Source organism: Nocardia sp. NPDC055053, from assembly GCF_053608285.1.
The window spans coordinates 1-17,889 of record NZ_JBSGVD010000031.1; the positions used below are offsets into that span (position 1 = coordinate 1).

Consider the following 17,889-nt stretch of genomic DNA (forward strand, 5'->3'; position numbering starts at 1 on the left):
CCCGATCGGGTGCGGCGCCGCCTTCGATGCCGTTACGCTCCGGCTACAGCCGAGCTACTCCTGCTCGAACCTTCGGCGGAACCGATCCTCCATCCGCTCGGAGAAGCCGCCCGACTTGCGGGGACGGCCACCGCGCCCGGTCGAGCCACCCGACGGGCCACTGCCCGCGGCGGGAGTCTCGGTCGAGTCCGGACGAGCGGACCTGCGCGAGTTGCCGATCATGAGCAGGACACCCGCGCCGAACATGGCGATGAAGCCGACGAGACTGATGATCGGGAAACCGCCCGGCTTGAACGGGGCGGCGATGCCGGCGACGAGCAGGAACAGGCCGATGGCGAACAACGCCGCGGCCTGGAGTCTGCGTCGACTCGACGTGGAGCGAAGTCGTCCGCCGCGGACGGACGAGGCGAACTTCGGATCCTCAGCATAGAGAGCGCTCTCGATCTGTTCGAGCATGCGCTGCTCGTGCTCGGAGAGTGGCACGGTACCTCCCCCGGCACTAGGCGTGGCTGGTCGCCTCCGGGTAGGCGACGGGTAGCCGACCTTGGCGGCTATCTGCTCCCCATGATACGAGTTCGATCGAAGCCGTACCACCTACTCGGTGATAACTAAGCAGTCATGTCCCGGTCGCGACTCGGCTGCGGGCGTGTCTTGGCCGCGGCTACCAGCGCATCGTCGACGTCGTAGAGGAATGCGCCGACCCGTGAACAGAACTCGTCGGCCCGGGTGTCGGTGATCGCGCGGTCCAATCCGGCCTCCAGATCGGCCCGCAGCTGCGAATGAGCCTCGAAGTAATCCGCCCACATCGCGAACTCGGGTGTCGCGCGTCTCAGCAGTACCCACGCGCTGCGCGACCTGGCCCGGGGCGCGCGGTCGGCACCGGTGAGCGCGATCATCGCGCCCGCTCCGCGCAGGGCGGCCAGGTAGGCGGTGCGGAATCGCTCGCCCGGCTCGTGTTCCCAGGCCGAATCGGTGAGCAAGGCGTCGGCCTGACGTAGCAGCCCGCCCGCGCGACCGTCGTGCCCCGCGTGCTCCCGACCATCGTTGCGACCAGCCATCTGCTGCCCCTTTCGCCCCTCGCACAGATCGAACAACCATTCGAACGTTTGAATTGAGATTGAATATAGGGACACCCACCGACAACTTCCGCGCCTGCGCGCTATCGACGAGAGCCATGACAGCCGTCAAGCCGAATCACACCCCCGCACCCGTCGTCGTCGACCTCACCGTCGCCGCCCTGCGGTCGCGCCTGCACGACGCCCTCTCGGTGTATGTCGCCGCGATGGACTATCCCCGCGGCACCGAACACCACCGCGCGCCGATGTGGACCGAGCACACCACCCGCGCCGGCTGGCGCGCCGTGGCCGCCCTGCTCCCCGACGACTCGGGCTCGGTCGACCTGCGCACCGCCCCGATCGTCGCGATCGCCTACGGCTACAGCGGCGCACCGCGGCAGTGGTGGCATCAGCAGGTGCACACCGGAATGCGCAGGTGCGGCTGGCCGGAAGCGGCCGCCCGCGACCTGCTCGCCGACTATTTCGAGCTCACCGAACTGCACGTGCACCCCACCGCGCAGGGTCGCGGAATCGGGTCGACGCTGCTCGAGCGCCTGCTGGCGGACCGGCCGGAGGCGGCCGTGCTGCTGTCGACGCCGGAGGTGCCCGAGGAGGCCAACCGGGCGTGGCGGTTGTACCGGCGGGCCGGATTCACCGATGTGATCCGCAATTTCGTGTTCGCGGGCGACACCAGGCCGTTCGCCATTCTGGGGCGGCGGCTGCCGCTGCCCGCGTCCGGCAGCCGAGCGTGAGGTCGGCGGGAACGACGGTCGTCGTCGGTTCCGGTCACAACGCGCTGGTGGCCGCCTGCTATCTGGCTAGGGCCGGGCAGCGGGTGCAGGTGCTCGAACGCGACGAGGTGCCCGGCGGCGCGGTATCGACGGTCGAGCGGTTCCCCGGTCATCTGGTGGATCGCGGGTCCTCGGCGCACATCATGATCCGGCACACCGGGATCATCGAGGAGCTCGAGCTCGCGCGATTCGGGCTGCGCTACATCGACTGCGATCCCTGGGGTTTCACGCCGTCCGACGGCGTGCGCCCGCCGATCGTCTTCCATCGCGATCTCGACCTGACCTGCGCGTCGATCGCCGCGGCCTGCGGTGCACGCGACGCCGAGGCCTATCGCCGTTTCGTCGCGGTGTGGGGTGAGCGCAGCGCGCGGGTGATGCGGTCCTTCGGTGGTCCGCCGACGCCGGGCAGGCTGCTGCGCTCGTTCTGGGGGCTGGACGCGCGCGACGGCGGCAGCGCGCTGTCACGGGAGTTCCTGCAGTCCGGTGACGCGCTGCTGGACTACTGGTTCGACGACGAACGGCTCAAGGCGTCGCTGGCCTGGTTCGGCGCGCAGTCGGGCCCGCCGATGTCGGAACCCGGCTCGGCGCCGATGGCCGGTTTCGCCGCGCTCATGCACACCCTGCCGCCGGGCCGGGCCGTGGGGGGAAGTGGGGCGCTCGGTGCCGCCCTGATCGCCCGGCTGCGCTCCGACGGCGGCGAACTGCACACCGGTGACGCCGTCACCGCGCTGCGCCGCACCGGCAGCGGCTGGCAGGTGACCACCGAATCCGGCCGAAACCTGCACGCCGACACCGTGGTCGCCGGCTCCCACATCCTGGCCACCCTGGATCTGCTGCGCGCGGGCGGTTTCGACGCAGGCACCCTCGACGACTGGCAGCGCCGGATCCGGGTCGGCCCCGGCATCGGCATGGTGGTGCGTCTGGCCACCGACCGGCTACCGGAATACCCCGGCGCCTCCCCCGCCGAATCCGCCCGCGGCCTGCAGTTCCTCGTCTCGGACCGTAACCAGCTGCGCCTGGCCCACGGCGCGGCACTGGCCGGTTCGCTGCCGCCGCGGCCGGTGGTGCTGGCGATGAGCTTCAGCGCCCTCGACCCGACCATCGCGCCCCCTGGCGAACATCAGCTATCGCTGTGGGCACAGTGGCACCCCTACGAGCTCGCCGACGGCAGCGACTGGGCGGCACACGCCGAAAGCGAGGCGGATCGGATCATCGCCGAGGTCGACCGGTACGCACCGGGGTTCGCGTCCTCGGTGCGGCAGCGATTCGTGCAGACCCCGGTCGATCTCGAACGGGAGATGGGACTGCGCGGCGGCAATGTCATGCACGTCGAGATGTCGCTCGACCAGATGATGCTGTGGCGGCCGCTGCCCGAGCTGTCGGGTCAGCGGGTACCGGGCGCTCCCGGCCTGTATCTGACCGGCGCGTCCACCCATCCCGGCGGTGGAGTGTCCGGTGCCAGTGGGCGCAGCGCCGCGCGGCTGGTCCTCGGCGATCGGAGGACCCGCCGGTTCTCGTTGCCACGCAGACGATGAGGGCGGGACCGAGCATGCGCGGCGCGACCGACTGCCCGCCACCCACGCAGGCCCACCGCACGCCTGCCTGTCCACGCGCCGTCGACAGGCAGCGCCCGTGATCGGCTCAGATCGATTCGATCGCCTCCGTTGGATCGCTCACCAGTCGGGACGCGGCGCCGCGGCGTTCGGCCAGTGGTTGCGTGCTGATCCACAGCGCGCGCTGCCGACCGCCACCGCGATTCTGCTTGTCCTGGTGCAGATCGCCTATCCGTTGAGTGCGGGCACGATCCGCGATCGGATCACGATTGTCGTCGTGGTCCTCTCGGCGGCGACTGCCCTCCTGCATGCGGCGACGACCCGCGGATGGCGCTGGGCCACCGGGTTCTTCGCCATCGTCTCGGGTCTCGGCCTCACCGCCGAGGTCATCGGTACGGCCACCGGGTTCCCGTTCGGTGACTATGCCTATGCCGTCGACCGGATCGGGCCCGCGCTCGCCGAGGTTCCGCTGGTCGTCCCGCTGGCGTGGACCGGCGGGCTCTACCCGATCTGGATCGTCGCGGGTCTGCTCGTGCACCGGGACGCGAGCATCGGGGCGGCCGTGCGACGCGCCGGGCTGTTCGTCGTCGGTGCGGTCGGCTGGGATCTGTTCCTCGATCCGCAGATGGTGGCCGACGGCCAGTGGACCTGGCGGGTCACCGGCGCGGGGCTGCCCGGTCTCCCGCAGATTCCGTACACCAACTACCTCGGCTGGGCGCTGGTCGCCGCGGTGATGGCGCTGCTGCTCACCGTCCTGGACCGGCAGGTGCCGCCTGCCCGTGACCCGTCGGTGGCGGTCCCGGTGGCCGTGTTCGGGTGGACCTGGCTCGGCTCTACGCTCGCGCACGCGGTCTTCCTCGGACTGCCCGCCTCCGCGGTCTGGGGTTTCCTCGGCCTGGCGCCGCTCGGCATACCGCTCCTGCTGCGCGCCCGATCGCGCGACACAGCCGCGGACCGCACGAGCTGAGGCGCCACGGCCCGGAATCATGGGCGAAATGCCTGTTCGGCACGGGTCGGCGCGACCTGGTGGGCCCGTCGTGTGGGTTCTCGGGCCCGGGCCTGGCACGATGTCAACCGTGCAGCCGAGTCTCGTCGCCGACATGCCCACTCCTTCGCCGCGTCGTCATGGGCCCGCGCGGCGCGTCGCGGCCGTCGCCGTCCTGCTGGCGCTGCTGGTGCCCGCGCTGGCCGGGTGCCTGCGCGTGCAGGTGTCGATGGGCGTGTCGTCCAACGACCGGGTGTCGGGGCGGATCGTCGCCGCCGTCGTCCCGACCGGCGCCGACGACAAGGGTCCGCAGCTGAAGGCGCCCGATGCGCTGGCGGCCAAGGTCCGCGTCGAGAACTACAACCAGGACGGGTACGTCGGCACGCAGGTGTTCTTCGACGACCTGTCCTTCGGCGAGGTCGGCCAGCTCGGCGGCCTGTCGGATCAGACCCAGGGCATGTTCACCCTGGAGTTCCAGCGCAACGGCGACCTGGTGAGCCTCACCGGCCGCGTCGACCTGGAGTCGGTGCCGCCGCAGGGCTCGGACGTGCAGTTCTCCATCGCGTTCCCGGCGCGCGTCGCCAAGACCAACGGCACCCGCGAGGGCGACAGCACCGTGTCGTGGAAGCTGCCCGCCGGTGAGGTCTCGACGCTGCGCGCCGAGGTGAAGTACGCCGACCCGAACACGCGCTCGTTCGCCGGCTGGGCAGGCATCGTCGGCGGCATCACCCTCGCCGTCGCCGCGCTCATCGCCGGCCTGGCCTTCCGCGACCGCAATCCCGGCCCGCCGAACGCGCCGCGCGGTGGTTTCTCGCCACAGGAGATGTGGCGCGAGATCACCAGCCGCAGGCTGGGCCGCTGACATGGGCGCGGCGGTCCGCTACCTGACCTGGGCAGGCACCGGGCTGGCCGCGCTGGGCGCGACCACCGCCGCCTACAACCTGGTCACGTTGCGTACCCTGCCGCGCCGCGTCGCCGGCGTGATCGAACCGGTGACGGTGTGCGTGCCCGCCCGCGACGAAGCCGACCGCCTGCCCGACCTGATCGCCGACCTGCGCGCCCAGACCGGCGTACCGCGCCTGCGGGTGCTCATCCTCGACGACGCCTCCACCGACAACACCTACGAGGCCGCACTCGCCGCGATCGGCGACGACGACCGCTTCAGCGTGCTCCGCTCGGCCGCCCACCCCGCCCCCGGCTGGACCGGCAAGGCCGCCGCCTGCGCCCGCCTCGCCGCCCGCACCGACGCGGCGGCCCTGGTCTTCGTCGACGCCGACGTTCGCCTCGCCCCGCACGCCGTCGCCGCCGCCGTCACCGAATTGCGCAGGCGCGCAGCCGGTCTGGTGTCAGCCTGGCCGGCGCAGGAGGCGGGGACGGCCACCGAGCGCCTGGTCCAGCCCCTGCTCGCGTGGTCGTGGGCCTCGACGCTGCCCCTCGGCCCGGCCAACCACAGCCTGCGCCCGTCGACCGCGGTCGCGTGCGGGCAGTTCCTCGCCGTCGACGCCGAGGCCTACCGCGCCGGCGGCGGTCACGCCGCCGTCGCCGCCAGCGCCACCGAGGACCTCGACCTGGCCAGAGCTCTGCGCCGCGCGGGCCACGGCACCGCCCTGGTGACGGCCGGTCCGGCGGCGCGCACCCGGATGTACACCGGCGCGGGCGAACTCACCAACGGCTACACCCGCTGGCTGTGGTCGGCCTACGGCGGCCGGATCGACGCGGGCGCCGCGATCGGAGCCCTTGCCGCCCTTGCCTATTGGATTCCCCCACTCGCCGCCCTCTGCGGCCGGGGCCGGACCCGCCGCGCGGGCCTGCTCGGCTACCTCGCCGCGGTAGCGGGCCGACTCACCGCCCGCAGCACCGAAACCCGCCGCGCGCCTACCCCCGCCGACATCACCTCAGCGGTAGCCCACCCCCTGGGCATAGCCCACTACCTGACCTTGTGGACGCGATCGCACCACCGCCACCGCACCGGCAGACTGCACTGGAAGCAACGTCCCCTCGTCGCCCCGGAAACCACGACCGCGCAGCGCGCCTGACAGTTTCCGTTCGCGGACACATCCGCACCGAGACCGCGACGCTAAGGGACCTCGGTGATGCCGACGGTCGGGAAGAAGAAGCAGGAGCGGCCCGCGTTGTCGGTGGTACCGAAGACGGCGGCCAGAACGGTGCCGTGGCCGGTGTCGACCGGGACCGCGCGCACGCCGCCGACAGGGATGGCGGTGAACAGGAAGTCGCGGATGGCGGTTTCGGCGAGGGGGCGCAGTTCGACGGGTACCTCGGGCGGGACCGTCGCGCGGACGATGTCGGTGATCGAGCCCATCGAGGCCAGGCCGCCGCGGCCGGTGCTGATGTTGAGCCAGGCCACCTGCATGCCGGAGGTCTTGGTGGTGGCGGTGTCCGGCGACAGGCCGTAGGGCAGGAAGGTGAACATCGTCTGGCCGGATTTCACGGCGGTGAGGTCGAGGCCGGGGATCTGGACGGTGTTCGACGGCCACGGGCCGGGGACCGCACCCGCGACGGCGGGAACGAGGCCGAGGTCGTCACCGGCGCAGTTCGCGGCGACCGTCGGATACAGGAACGGCTGGACGCCGAGCGCTTCGAGGGTGTCGACGACGGTCTGATACGCGCCGAGCAGGTCGCCGGGACCTGCCGCCTGCGCCGCCGGCGCATCCCTGGTTACCTCGGGCGCCGCCGCCGCGGTGGGCGCGGCCAGTAGCAGCGCGGCGGCACAGGCCGCCAGCGTGGTCGGTGTGGTGAAACGACGCGGCTCGGTCACGGCGTACTCCTCATGGACGCGAAGAAATCCGACGCTACTCCCGTACCGGACGCAATCCGCGCAGGTGAGATGACACCGAGCCGTCGGCGCGTCGCACAGTGTGCCCGAGTACGCCGCTGGTTCCAAGCTCTGCGCTCACGCTGATCCTTACCGTTGTGAAGGATCCCGGCAGTGCCACATGCTGATTCGGTACCGGCCCCTGCGGCCGGTCGTACCCATCCAGAGCGACCGAGAGACCTGGCTCGATGACGTCGCAGCAACCCGCCCGCTCCCGGGTGTGGGTGCTTCCGCCGGGTTCGATGGAGGAAGAAAGTGCACCCCGTGATCGGTCCCCGTCATCGTCTCGCCGCCGTCGCCGGCGTCCTCGCCGTCGCCACCTCCGTGGTCGCGTGCGGTAGCGACAGCGCAGGCTCGGGTGGGCAGGCCGGTCCGCCGCAGCCGGGCGGCACGCTGCGGTACGGCCTGTCACAGGCGCCGTCGTGCTCAGATCCGGCGCAGGCGGGCTCGAACCAGTCCATCTACGTCGCTCGTCAGATCGTCGACTCGCTCACCGACCAGGACCCGAAGACCGGCGCGATCACGCCGTGGCTGGCCACGAGCTGGGAGGTCAGCTCCGACGCGAAGGTGTTCACGTTCACGCTCGCCGACGGCGTCACCTTCAGCGACGGCACCCCGCTCACCGCGGACTCGGTGCGCGACACCTTCGACGCGGTCGTGAAGCTCGGTGGCGCGAAGGCGCCGCTCGGCTCGAGTTACCTCACCAACTACGTCGGTACGACCGCGGTCGACAAGCTCACCGCCCGAGTGGAATTCAGCCAGCCCAACGCCCAGTTCCTGCAGGCCTCGTCTACGCCGCAGCTCGGCATCCTGGCCAAGGCGACCAATGGCAAACCGGCCGAGGCCAGGTGCGCGGGCGACAATATCGGCAGCGGGCCGTTCACCTACGCCGGCTACAAGCAGGACGTCTCGGTGACGCTGGCGAAGCGGGCCGGATATCGCTGGGGCTCGGCGGTATTCGGACATGAGGGCGAGGCGTACCTGGACCGGATCGAATTCACCGTCGTCCCCGAATCCGGGGTGCGCACCGGCAGTCTCGTCTCCGGCCAGCTCGACGCGATCAGTGACGCGCTGCCCCAGGACGCGCCGCAGATCGAGGCGGTCGGCGGCCAGGTGCTGTCCACGTCCAACCCCGGCACGCCGTTCGGCCTGCACCCCAACGTGACTCGTGGTCCGCTGCGCGACCCCGCGGTGCGCCAGGCGCTGCTGCCCGCGCTGGACCGCAAGCAGCTCGTCGACACCGTGCTCGGCCCGCAGTTCAAGGTCGCGACCTCGACCCTGGCCTCGGCGACACCCGCCTACGCGGATCTCTCGGCACAGCTGCCCAACGACCCGGCCAAGGCGAAGTCGATCCTCGACCAGGCAGGCTGGGTTCCCGGCGCCGACGGCATCCGGACGAAGAACGGTGAGCGACTGAGCTTCTCGGTGACGTTCAGCCAGGTGTTCGCGGGCAACCAGGCGATCCTGGAGCTGGTGCAGCAGCAGCTTCGCCAGGTGGGCGTCGACCTGACACTGGACCTGGTGTCGCTGCCGGAGTGGACCGCCAAGATGAACTCCAAGGACTACGACTCCACCTACGGCAACTCCACGCGAGCCGACGGCGACATTCTGCGCACGTCCTTCTCCGTCACGGGGCGCAACCTCAACGCGCGCGGGCCGATTCCGGCCCTGGACGAGACCCTGGACAAGCAGCTGGCATCCAACGATCCGGCGGCCCGTGCCGCGTTGATCAAGACCGCGCAGCAGCAGATCCTCGACAACGGCCTCTACATCCCCACCGTCGAGCTGTCGCAGGCGATCGGCGCGGCCGCGGGTACCCAGGATCTGAAGTTCGAGGCCTCGGCCCGGCTGCAGTTCTTCGACACCTGGCTGAGCGGGCGCTGATCATGAGCCGATATGTGGGTTCCCGGGTGCTGCAGGCGATCTGGGTGTTGTGGGCGGCGTTCACGATCTCCTTCGTCGTGCTCTACCTGCTGCCCGCGGATCCGGTGTCGATGGCCGCCGACGGCGGTGGGCCCGGCACGGTTGTCGACAAGGCGGCGATCGCGGAACTGCAGGCTCGCTACGGCCTGGACAAGCCGCTGTGGGAGCAGTATGTGACCGCGCTCGGCAATGCGGTCACCGGTGACCTCGGGCGGTCCATCAACACCGGTCAGCCGGTCACCGAGGCGCTCGGCGACGCCCTGCCCCCGACTCTCGGATTGGCGCTGCTCGCCCTGCTTTTCGCCGCGGTAGGTGGCACGGCACTGGCCTTCGCCGCCACCTACACGCGGCGGCCGTGGCTGCGCAATACGCTCGGTGCCTTACCACCGCTGGCTGTTTCGGTGCCGACGTTCTGGACCGGCCTGATCCTGTTGCAGCTGTTCTCGTTTCGGCTGCACTGGTTTCCGGCCTTCGGCGGGACGGGACTGCGCGGCACCCTGCTGCCCGCGCTCACCCTGGCACTGCCGATCGGTGCGGTGATCGCCCAGGTACTCGCCGCCGGGCTGGAACAGACCTGGCGGCAGCCGTTCACCGAGGTCGCGCTCGCCAAGGGCGCCTCGCGGTGGTGGGTGCAGCGGCGCCACGTCGCCCGGCTGGCCAGCGTGCCGGCGTTCACCATCGCCGGTGTGCTGGTTGGCACCGTGCTGGCCGGGTCGGTGGTGGTGGAATCGGTGTTCGCCCGCGCCGGGGTCGGCAGGCTGACCCAGACCTCCGTGCTCAACCAGGACATCCCCGTCGTGCAGGGCGTGGTGCTGCTGTCGGCGCTGATCTTCGTCGTCGTGAATCTGACGGTCGATCTGCTGTATCCCCTGCTCGATCCGCGGATCACCGGTAACGGGTGGCAGCGCGCGAAGACGAACACCCGGCCCGGTGACAGCACCGAGCTCCCGGACACGAAGGCCGATGTCGCCGCGAAGGCGGTGCACGGTGCCTGACGGCATTCGGCCTCGGGACGCCGCCGGGACCACCATCGATACCGAAGGGAACGACCATGGTTGACCTCCTCGTGCGCCGTGGATCGGTCGCCGACAGCCCCGAAGTGGCCGATCACAGTGCTGTCCGGGCCACCGAGATCGCACGGTGGGTTCGGGCCCATCTGGGCCTGCTGGTCGCGGGTGTGGTGCTCGCCGTCGCGATCGGGTGGGCGGTGGCGCCGTCGGTCTTCGCCCCCGGCGACCCGCTGACCGGCGTGCCCGCCGAGAAGTTCCAGACTCCCAGCGCGGCGCACTGGTTCGGCACCGACAATCTCGGCCGCGATCTCTACACGCGGATGGTGCACGGCGCCGGTCTCTCACTCACCGCGACACTGACCGCGGTCGGCATCGCACTGGTGGTCGGCTCGCTGCTCGGGCTGCTGTCCGGCGCGGCGGGCGGCATCGTCGACACCACGATCATGCGGGTGGTCGACGTCCTGCTGTCGATCCCGGCGCTGCTGCTCTCACTGGCCCTGGTGACCGCGCTCGGCTTCGGCACCCGCAATGTCGCTCTCGCCGTCGGCATCTCGTTGATCGCGAACTTCGCCAGGGTGATGCGTTCGGAGGTGCTGCGGGTGCGGCACGCGCCGTATGTCGAAGCGGCGCACGCGTCGGGGGTGCGCTGGTACACGGTGCTGGCCCGGCACGTCCTGCCGAATTCGTTCCAGCCGGTCCTGGCGCTCGCCGCCGTGGAATTCGGGATGGCGGTGCTGGCGGTGTCCTCGCTGAGCTTCCTCGGCTACGGAACCAAACCGCCTACCCCCGAATGGGGTTCGCTGATCTCGGAGGGCCGCAACTTCCTGGCCTCCGCCTGGTGGCTGACCACTCTGCCGGGTCTGGTCATCGTCGCGGTCGTGCTGTCGGCACAGCGTCTCGGTCGTTTCGTAGGGAAGGCGGAGAACCGATGAGCGCGAACGAATCGTCGACCGGTCGAGACCAGACAGGACCGTTGCTGCGCGTTGCGGATCTGCACATCGCCTACCGATCGAGTTCCGGGCCGGTCGACGCCCTGCGCGGCGCCTCGATCGAGGTCGAGCGCGGCGAAGTGGTGGCACTGGTCGGCGAATCCGGCTCGGGCAAGTCAACGCTGGCGCACGCGGTGATCGGCTTGCTCGGTGATTCCGCGCGGATCGTCTCGGGCAGTATCGAATTCGCCGGCGAGCAGGTCGATCCGGCGGACGAGAAGGCGCTGCGCCGACTACGCGGCGCGCGAGTCGGCTTCGTCCCCCAGGATCCGGGCCTGTCGCTGAATCCTGTCCTGCGGGTGGGTGATCAGGTCGCGGAGGCGCTGCTGGTGCACCACCTGGCGGATCGGCGCGGCGCCCGGTTGCGGGCGCTGGACCTGCTCGAGGAGGCCGGGCTGGACCGGCCGGAGATCCGGGCACGGCAGTATCCGCACGAGCTGTCCGGCGGGCAGCGCCAGCGGGTGCTGATCGCGATCGCGCTGGCCTGCGGGCCGGAGTTGATCATCGCCGACGAACCGACCAGCGCGCTCGACGCGACGGTCGCCCGGCAGGTGCTGGACCGGCTGGCCGAGCGGATCGCGGCACGCGGCACTGCGGTGCTGCTGATCACCCACGATCTGGCCGTGGCCGGCGAGCGGGCCGATCGGCTCGTGGTGCTCGCCCAGGGTGAGGTCGTCGAATCCGGGCCGACCGCCCAGGTTCTGTCCCGTCCGGCGCATCCCTACACGCGACGCCTGCTGGCGGCATCACCGGCACTGGCGCCGACGGGGTTCCGTCCGGCCCGGGCCCGGGCCGAATCACCGCTGCTCTCGGTGCGCGCCCTGCACAAGCGATTTCACGCCGCCGACGTCACCGCCGTCGACGGGGTCGAGTTCACCCTCGATCGCGGGGAGACCCTGGCCCTGGTCGGAGAATCCGGGTCTGGCAAGTCCACCACCGCGCGTATCGCCTTGCGTCTGACCGAACCCGACAGCGGCACGGTGACTTTCGACGGGCACGACCTCACCACCGCGCGCCGCCGCCGTCTGCGCGAACTGCGCAGGCGCTTCCAGGTGGTGTATCAGAACCCGTACTCGTCGCTGGACCCGCGCTGGGAGATCGGCGACATCATCGCCGAGCCGCTGCGCGCCTACCGTGTCGGCCGGCGAGACGAGCAGGACCGCCGGGTGACCGAGCTGCTCGACCAGGTCGCGCTGCCCGCCGACTTCGGCACGCGCAAGCCCGCCGAGCTGTCCGGTGGTCAGCGCCAGCGGGTGGCGATCGCCCGCGCACTGGCGCTGCGGCCGGACCTGCTGGTGCTCGACGAACCGGTCTCGGCGCTCGATGCCTCGGTACAGGCGCAGATCCTCGATCTGCTCGACGGCCTGCAACGCGACCTGGCGCTCGGCTACCTGTTCATCTCCCACGACCTGGCCGTCGTCCGCCAGATCAGCGACCGGGTGGCGGTGATGCGAAACGGCCGCATCGTCGAAACCGGCCCGACGGCAACCCTGTTCACCGATCCCCGGCACGCCTACACCAGGGAGCTGCTCGCGGCGATCCCGGCGCCCGGCATCCGGATCGATCGCATCGACGGAAAGGACCTCACCCGATGAGCAAGGCCACACTGTTCCTCGGCATCGAAACAGCGGGCACCGGAACGCATCCCGCGTCCTGGCGGCGCGCGGATTCGCGGGCCGAGGATCTGTTCAGCGCTCGCTTCTGGACCGAGGTGGTCGCGCGGGCCGAACAACTCGGGTTCGACGCGGTGTTCCTGCCCGACTCGTTCGGCCTGCAGGAGGGCGGCACGGCGGTGACCCGCGGCAGGCTCGACGCGGTCGCGATCGCCGCCCGTACCGGGCCGGTCACCCGGCGGATCGGGCTGATCCCGCAGGTGCCGGTCACCCACACCGAACCGTTCCACGTGTCCAAGGCGATCGCCGCTCTCGATTTCGCGAGCCTGGGCCGCGCGGGCTGGGAAGTGGGGGTGTCCGCCGGCGCCGGGCAGGCGAAGGCGTTCGGCCGCAAAGATGTTCAATCCGGCGCGGCGCTATGGCGCGAGGCCGATGAAGCGGTCGAGGTGGTGACCCGCCTGTGGGACAGCTGGGAAGACGACGCCGAGATCCGCGATGTGTCCACCGGCCGGTTCATCGATCGGGATCGGCTGCACTACATCGACTTCGCCGGCGAGAACTTCTCGGTGAAGGGTCCGTCGATCACCCCGCGCTCGCCACAGGGCCAGCCGATCGTGACCGTGCGCGCCGCCGATCCCGCGTCCACCGATGTCGCGGTGCGCCGCGCCGACCTCATCCGGATCTCCGCCCCCGACCTCGCCACCGCAGGCGAACGCCGTATCGCGTTGCGTGCCGCCCTCGCCACGGCGGACCGCGACCCCGACACGGTGCGCGTCCTGCTGGATCTCCCTGTCCACCTGGCTGATTCGGCCGAACAAGCGAACGCCGAGGTCGCCGAGCTCGACAGGTGGTTCACGCAGGGCGCCGGCACCACGCTGCGGCACGTGGGCACAACCACCGCGCTCGACGAGATCCTCGACGAGATCGCCCACACCGGCGCCGCCGACGGTGTGGTCCTGCGACCGCTCGCGCTGCACGCCACGCTCGCGGCACTCACCGCTCGGCCCCCGGCCGGATCCGCACCGGGCACTCTCCGCGACCGCCTCGGTCTCCCCCGCCCCGCCAGCCGCTACGCGACCACGCAAGGAGCAGCGCTGTGACTTCGAAGCCACGCAAACAAGTCCATCTCGCCGCGCACTTCCCCGGCGTCAACAACACCACCGTCTGGGCCGACCCGGCATCGAAGTCGCAGGTCGACTTCGCCTCGTTCGAGCACCTGGCCCGCACCGCCGAACGCGGCCTGTTCGATTTCTTCTTCCTGGCCGAGGGGCTGCGGCTGCGCGAGCACCGCGACCGCATCCACGATCTCGACGTGGTGGGCAGGCCGGACACGTTCACCGTGCTCAACGCGGTCGCCGCGGTCACCGAGCGGCTCGGGCTGGCGGGCACCATCAACAGCACCTACAACGAACCGTTCGAGCTGGCCAAGCAGTTCGCCTCGCTGGATCACCTCTCCGGCGGCCGCGCGGCCTGGAATGTTGTCACCTCCTCCGACGCGTTCACCGGCGAGAACTTCCGGCGCGGTGGCTATCTGGAGCACAGCGAGCGCTACCGGCGCGCGGCCGAGGTGGTCGAGGCGAGCAGGGCGCTGTGGGACAGCTGGCCCGCCGACGCGCTCGTCGTCGACCGGGAACGCGGCATCTTCGCCCGAGATGTGCCCGGAACCGCCTTCCACAGCAGCCAATTCGACATCGACGCCACGTTCGTCCTGCCGCCGAGCCCGCAGGGTCACCCGGTGTTGTTGCAGGCGGGCGATTCCGACGAGGGACGCGAATTCGGGGCCAAGACCGCCGACGCGATCTTCACCGTGCACGGCACACTCGAGGCGGGCCAGAAGTTCTACGCCGACATCAAGGGGCGGCTCGCGAAATACGGTCGCACGCACGATGAACTGCTGGTCTTCCCGGCGGCCACCTTCGTCCTCGGCGATTCCGAGGCGGAGGCGCACGAGCGAGCCAGGGAGATCCGGTACCAGCAGGTGAGCCCGCAGACCGCGATCGCCTTCCTCGAACAGGTGTGGGGCCGTGACCTTTCCGGCTACGACCCCGACGGGCCGCTGCCCGGCATCGAACCCGACACCACCACCGAGATCACCCGGGGCCGGGTACGGCACGCGAAAGATCCACTGGCCGTGGCGAAGGCGTGGCGGGAACAGGCCGAGGCCGGGAAACTCAGCATTCGCGAGCTGATCATCGAGGTCACCGCCCGCCAGCAGTTCATCGGCACCCCGGTCCAGGTCGCCGAGCAGATCGACCACTACGTGCAGTCCGATGCCGCCGACGGGTTCATCCTCGTCCCGCACCTCACCCCCGCCGGGCTCGACGAATTCGTCGACACCGTGGTGCCGGAACTGCAGGAACGCGGCAGTTTCCGCACCGCCTACACCGGCACCACGCTGCGCGACCACCTCGGTCTGCGTCATCCCCATCACCCCGCCATCGCCGAAGGAGCACGCGCGTCATGACGATCACCGTCGATACCATCAGCACCGCAACAACGTTCACCGACGACTGGCACCGCTGGCACGACGCCCGCGAGGACGGCCTGCGCGACCCGCTCGGCTGGCTCAGCCTCGCCGGCCTGCACTGGCTCACCGACAGTCCCGAGCGCCTCGACGGCGTCCCCGGCACCTGGTGGGTGACCGACGAGAAGGTGTTCATCACCGCCCAGCCCGCCGACCGGCTCGACGTCGAGGGCGAGCGGATCGCGGGCGTGCGGATTCTGACTCCCACCGAGGGCGCGCCGGGGCTGAGCGTGGTCAACGAGAAGCGGGTCTTCGAAGTGATCCGGCGCTCCGGGCAGTTCGCGGTGCGCGTGCACGACCCGGCCGCGCGCACCCTGATCGGGTTCACCGGGGTCCCCGCCTATCCGGCCGACCCGCGCTGGGTCGTCACCGGCCGGTTCACCCCGTTCGACACCGCCCGCACGGTCACCACCGGCGCGGTCGTGGACGGGCTCGAACACCACCACAGCGCGGCGGGGACCATCGAATTCCGGATCGGCGACGCCGTGGAGACGCTGATCGCCTTCGGTACGCCCACGGATCTGAAGGTGCTGTTCACCGATGCCACCAGCGGCGTCACCACCTACCCGGCGGCGCGCTCGCTCGCGATCGCGGCGGTCGAGGCCGACGGCACCGTGACACTGGACTTCAACCGGGCGGTGAACCTGCCGTGCGCGTTCACCGACTACGCGACGTGCCCGGTGGCGCCTGCCGAGAACCGGCTGCGGGTGGCGATCGAAGCGGGAGAACAGGATCCGGCGCTATGACCGTTCCGCTCTCGATCCTCGACCTCGCGCCGATCAGCGAAGGGTCGACCGCCGCGCAGGCATTGCGCAACACGATCGATCTCGCCCAGCACGCCGAACAGTGGGGTTACCACCGGTATTGGCTGGCCGAACATCATTTCGTGTCGGTGGCCAGTTCGTCCTCGCTGACCCTGCTCGCCCTGGTCGCGGCCGCCACCTCCCGTATCCGGGTCGGTACCGGCGCGGTGCAGGTTGGTCATCACACCTCGGCCTCGATCGTCGAGGCGTTCGGTACCGTCGACGCGCTGCATCCGGGGCGGCTCGATCTGGGTCTCGGCCGGTCGGGGCATCGGCGCGGCCAGTTCGGGGCGGAGGCGTCCACCGCCAAGGGCGGGCATCCGGTGCTGGACACGGTCACCGGGCGCACCCGGATCCGCGACGGCGTGGTCGTGCCACCGCCGTTCGACCCGCGCGGGATCACCGACCGGTCCAGGTTCGTCGCCTCGCTGGAAGCGCTACAGCAGCCGCATGCCGAGGCGCTGGACTTCCCCGATCAGATCGCCGAGGTCCGTGCCCTGCTCGACGGCACCTACACCTCGTCCGATGATGTTGCGTTGCACGCGGTTCCGGGTGAGGGCGCCGAGGTCGAACTGTGGTTGTTCGGCAGCACGGCCGGGGAGAGCGCCGAAGTGGCGGGCAGGCTCGGGTTGCCGTTCGCGGCGGCCTATCACGTCGCCCCCGGCACCGCGCTGGACGCGGTCGAGGCCTACCGGGCGGCCTTCCGGCCCTCGCCCACCCTCGCCGCGCCGCACGTGATCGTGTCGGCCGATGTCGTGGTCGCCGCCGACGACGCCACCGCCCGCCACCGTGCGAGCACCTACGGCCACTGGGTCCACAGCATCCGCAGCGGTTCCGGCGCAGGCGAATACCTCGACCCCACCACCGCCTCCCCCCTCACCCCCGACCAGCTCCGCCTGGTCGAGGACCGCCTCGCCGCCCAGATAACCGGCTCCCCCGACACGGTCACCGAACGCCTGGAAGCCCTGGTCAAGGTCACCGACGCCACCGAACTCCTGATCACCACCATCACCCACGACCACGCCGACCGCCTGGAATCCCACCGCCTCCTGGCCGACGCCTGGAGCCTGCGCACCGCACGCGCGGCCTGATCCACGTCGCTGCGGGGTCGTCACGCAACTACGGCCCCGCAGCCCGCCTCTATACGTAGGCGTATATCAGGAGTAATCTCCCCTCCATACGCACCCGTACGGATAGGGGTTTCTCATGCGGCTTCCCACAGCGGCACATACCGATCGACCGTGGCGCATCCACGAGATCGCCGGGGATTTCGAGGTCGAAGACGTGTGGCGGTTCCGGACGCCCGGTGGCAGGGCGGGCGACTTTCCCGCGTTGCTCGCGGCATTGCAGGCGGCGAGGGCGTCCGACGACTCGGGTATCAGCGGGCTGCTGTTCAAGATCCGGTGGAAGCTGGGCGAGGTGTTCGGGTGGGATCGGGAGTCGGCCGGGACCGGGAGCAGGGTGGAATCGCTGCGGGACCGGCTGCCCGCCGATCTGCGGGACACGCCATGTCCCGATGACACGAACAGCCCGTTCACCAGCGTGTACGTCCTCGACGACGAGTACGCCGCGGAGATCGCCAACGGCACCATGCACGGCGTCATGCACCTGGGCTGGGTGCCCGACGGGACCGGCCAGGGCTACCACCTGCAGATGGCGGTGCTGGTGAAGCCGAACGGCCTGTTCGGCCGCGCCTACATGGCGTTCATCAAGCCGTTCCGGTACCTGATCGTCTACCCGGCGATGGCCAGGAGCTGGGAGCGCACCTGGAACGAGCTGGCGGCTACGCGCCGAGCGGGACACCATTAGG

At 70.6% G+C, this 17,889-nt stretch carries 17 protein-coding genes and 1 riboswitch; of the genes, 14 read left to right on the top strand and 3 right to left on the bottom strand.

Annotated elements, in window-relative coordinates:
* Positions 1 to 54: 54 nt before the first annotated feature.
* Positions 55 to 483 carry a DUF3040 domain-containing protein gene (locus ACWF82_RS26155; RefSeq protein WP_189033688.1) on the bottom strand — a complete coding sequence of 143 codons (429 nt, stop codon included), beginning with the start codon at positions 481 to 483 and terminating at the stop codon, positions 55 to 57.
* A gap of 125 nt (positions 484 to 608) precedes the next feature.
* Entirely contained in the window at positions 609 to 1,058 is a 450-nt protein-coding gene (locus ACWF82_RS26160; RefSeq protein WP_189033687.1) for an SAV_6107 family HEPN domain-containing protein, read from the bottom strand.
* Positions 1,059 to 1,174: 116 nt separating this feature from the next.
* Here ACWF82_RS26160 and ACWF82_RS26165 point away from each other — a divergent pair, with 116 nt between their 5' ends.
* The 5 genes from ACWF82_RS26165 to ACWF82_RS26185 all read left to right on the top strand — a co-directional run bounded on the left by ACWF82_RS26165 (position 1,175) and on the right by ACWF82_RS26185 (position 6,420).
* Positions 1,175 to 1,807 carry a GNAT family N-acetyltransferase gene (locus tag ACWF82_RS26165; RefSeq protein ID WP_189033686.1) on the top strand — a complete coding sequence of 211 codons (633 nt, stop codon included), beginning with the start codon at positions 1,175 to 1,177 and terminating at the stop codon, positions 1,805 to 1,807.
* A complete protein-coding gene (locus ACWF82_RS26170) occupies positions 1,804 to 3,381 on the top strand; it encodes a phytoene desaturase family protein (protein ID WP_452505281.1) in 1,578 nt (525 codons plus the stop codon). Before ACWF82_RS26165 ends, ACWF82_RS26170 begins: the two co-directional genes overlap by 4 nt.
* A gap of 178 nt (positions 3,382 to 3,559) precedes the next feature.
* Entirely contained in the window at positions 3,560 to 4,366 is an 807-nt protein-coding gene (locus ACWF82_RS26175) for a carotenoid biosynthesis protein (RefSeq protein WP_452505283.1), read from the top strand.
* A gap of 133 nt (positions 4,367 to 4,499) precedes the next feature.
* Positions 4,500 to 5,246 carry an LppM family (lipo)protein gene (locus tag ACWF82_RS26180; protein WP_452505390.1) on the top strand — a complete coding sequence of 249 codons (747 nt, stop codon included), beginning with the start codon at positions 4,500 to 4,502 and terminating at the stop codon, positions 5,244 to 5,246.
* Position 5,247: 1 nt separating this feature from the next.
* A complete protein-coding gene (locus ACWF82_RS26185) occupies positions 5,248 to 6,420 on the top strand; it encodes a glycosyltransferase (protein WP_452505285.1) in 1,173 nt (390 codons plus the stop codon).
* 41 nt (positions 6,421 to 6,461) lie between these two features.
* Here the strand turns inward: ACWF82_RS26185 and ACWF82_RS26190 are convergent, their stop codons facing one another.
* Positions 6,462 to 7,160 carry a hypothetical protein gene (locus ACWF82_RS26190; protein ID WP_452505287.1) on the bottom strand — a complete coding sequence of 233 codons (699 nt, stop codon included), beginning with the start codon at positions 7,158 to 7,160 and terminating at the stop codon, positions 6,462 to 6,464.
* A 212-nt stretch (positions 7,161 to 7,372) separates the two neighbouring features.
* Positions 7,373 to 7,466: riboswitch (SAM riboswitch) on the top strand.
* Positions 7,467 to 7,481: 15 nt separating this feature from the next.
* Between ACWF82_RS26190 and ACWF82_RS26195 the strand changes: the two genes are divergently transcribed.
* From ACWF82_RS26195 to ACWF82_RS26235, 9 genes are all read left to right on the top strand, one after another.
* Complete coding sequence (locus ACWF82_RS26195) at positions 7,482 to 9,101, top strand: ABC transporter substrate-binding protein (RefSeq protein WP_452505289.1); 1,620 nt, start codon at positions 7,482 to 7,484, stop codon at positions 9,099 to 9,101.
* Between the two features lie 2 nt (positions 9,102 to 9,103).
* Complete coding sequence (locus tag ACWF82_RS26200) at positions 9,104 to 10,135, top strand: ABC transporter permease (protein WP_452505291.1); 1,032 nt, start codon at positions 9,104 to 9,106, stop codon at positions 10,133 to 10,135.
* 56 nt (positions 10,136 to 10,191) lie between these two features.
* Positions 10,192 to 11,082 (top strand): ABC transporter permease, encoded by an 891-nt coding sequence (locus ACWF82_RS26205; protein ID WP_452505293.1) that lies wholly within the window; start codon positions 10,192 to 10,194, stop codon positions 11,080 to 11,082.
* Entirely contained in the window at positions 11,079 to 12,734 is a 1,656-nt protein-coding gene (locus tag ACWF82_RS26210; protein WP_452505295.1) for a dipeptide ABC transporter ATP-binding protein, read from the top strand. Before ACWF82_RS26205 ends, ACWF82_RS26210 begins: the two co-directional genes overlap by 4 nt.
* Positions 12,731 to 13,852 carry an LLM class flavin-dependent oxidoreductase gene (locus ACWF82_RS26215; protein ID WP_452505297.1) on the top strand — a complete coding sequence of 374 codons (1,122 nt, stop codon included), beginning with the start codon at positions 12,731 to 12,733 and terminating at the stop codon, positions 13,850 to 13,852. The genes ACWF82_RS26210 and ACWF82_RS26215 overlap by 4 nt, the downstream gene beginning before the upstream one ends.
* Positions 13,849 to 15,216 (top strand): NtaA/DmoA family FMN-dependent monooxygenase, encoded by a 1,368-nt coding sequence (locus tag ACWF82_RS26220; RefSeq protein WP_452505299.1) that lies wholly within the window; start codon positions 13,849 to 13,851, stop codon positions 15,214 to 15,216. The genes ACWF82_RS26215 and ACWF82_RS26220 overlap by 4 nt, the downstream gene beginning before the upstream one ends.
* Positions 15,213 to 16,022, top strand: coding sequence for a DUF1684 domain-containing protein (locus ACWF82_RS26225; protein ID WP_452505301.1), 810 nt, complete (start codon positions 15,213 to 15,215; stop codon positions 16,020 to 16,022). The genes ACWF82_RS26220 and ACWF82_RS26225 overlap by 4 nt, the downstream gene beginning before the upstream one ends.
* Entirely contained in the window at positions 16,019 to 17,170 is a 1,152-nt protein-coding gene (locus ACWF82_RS26230) for an LLM class flavin-dependent oxidoreductase (RefSeq protein ID WP_452505303.1), read from the top strand. Before ACWF82_RS26225 ends, ACWF82_RS26230 begins: the two co-directional genes overlap by 4 nt.
* A gap of 115 nt (positions 17,171 to 17,285) precedes the next feature.
* The gene (locus ACWF82_RS26235) at positions 17,286 to 17,888 is read left to right on the top strand and encodes a DUF2867 domain-containing protein (protein WP_452505305.1); all 603 of its coding nucleotides are present in this window, start codon (positions 17,286 to 17,288) and stop codon (positions 17,886 to 17,888) included.
* Position 17,889 lies beyond the last annotated feature (1 nt).

Bases quoted from the DNA above. Each gene is read 5' to 3' on its own strand.
- ACWF82_RS26185 (WP_452505285.1), top strand. From the start codon at position 5,248: ATGGGCGCGGCGGTCCGCTACCTGACCTGGGCAGGCACCGGGCTGGCC.
- ACWF82_RS26180 (WP_452505390.1), top strand. From the start codon at position 4,500: ATGCCCACTCCTTCGCCGCGTCGTCATGGGCCCGCGCGGCGCGTCGCG.
- ACWF82_RS26230 (WP_452505303.1), top strand. From the start codon at position 16,019: ATGACCGTTCCGCTCTCGATCCTCGACCTCGCGCCGATCAGCGAAGGG.
- ACWF82_RS26160 (WP_189033687.1), bottom strand. From the start codon at position 1,058: ATGGCTGGTCGCAACGATGGTCGGGAGCACGCGGGGCACGACGGTCGC.
- ACWF82_RS26165 (WP_189033686.1), top strand. From the start codon at position 1,175: ATGACAGCCGTCAAGCCGAATCACACCCCCGCACCCGTCGTCGTCGAC.
- ACWF82_RS26225 (WP_452505301.1), top strand. From the start codon at position 15,213: ATGACGATCACCGTCGATACCATCAGCACCGCAACAACGTTCACCGAC.
- ACWF82_RS26205 (WP_452505293.1), top strand. From the start codon at position 10,192: ATGGTTGACCTCCTCGTGCGCCGTGGATCGGTCGCCGACAGCCCCGAA.
- ACWF82_RS26235 (WP_452505305.1), top strand. From the start codon at position 17,286: ATGCGGCTTCCCACAGCGGCACATACCGATCGACCGTGGCGCATCCAC.
- ACWF82_RS26210 (WP_452505295.1), top strand. From the start codon at position 11,079: ATGAGCGCGAACGAATCGTCGACCGGTCGAGACCAGACAGGACCGTTG.
- ACWF82_RS26200 (WP_452505291.1), top strand. From the start codon at position 9,104: ATGAGCCGATATGTGGGTTCCCGGGTGCTGCAGGCGATCTGGGTGTTG.
- ACWF82_RS26215 (WP_452505297.1), top strand. From the start codon at position 12,731: ATGAGCAAGGCCACACTGTTCCTCGGCATCGAAACAGCGGGCACCGGA.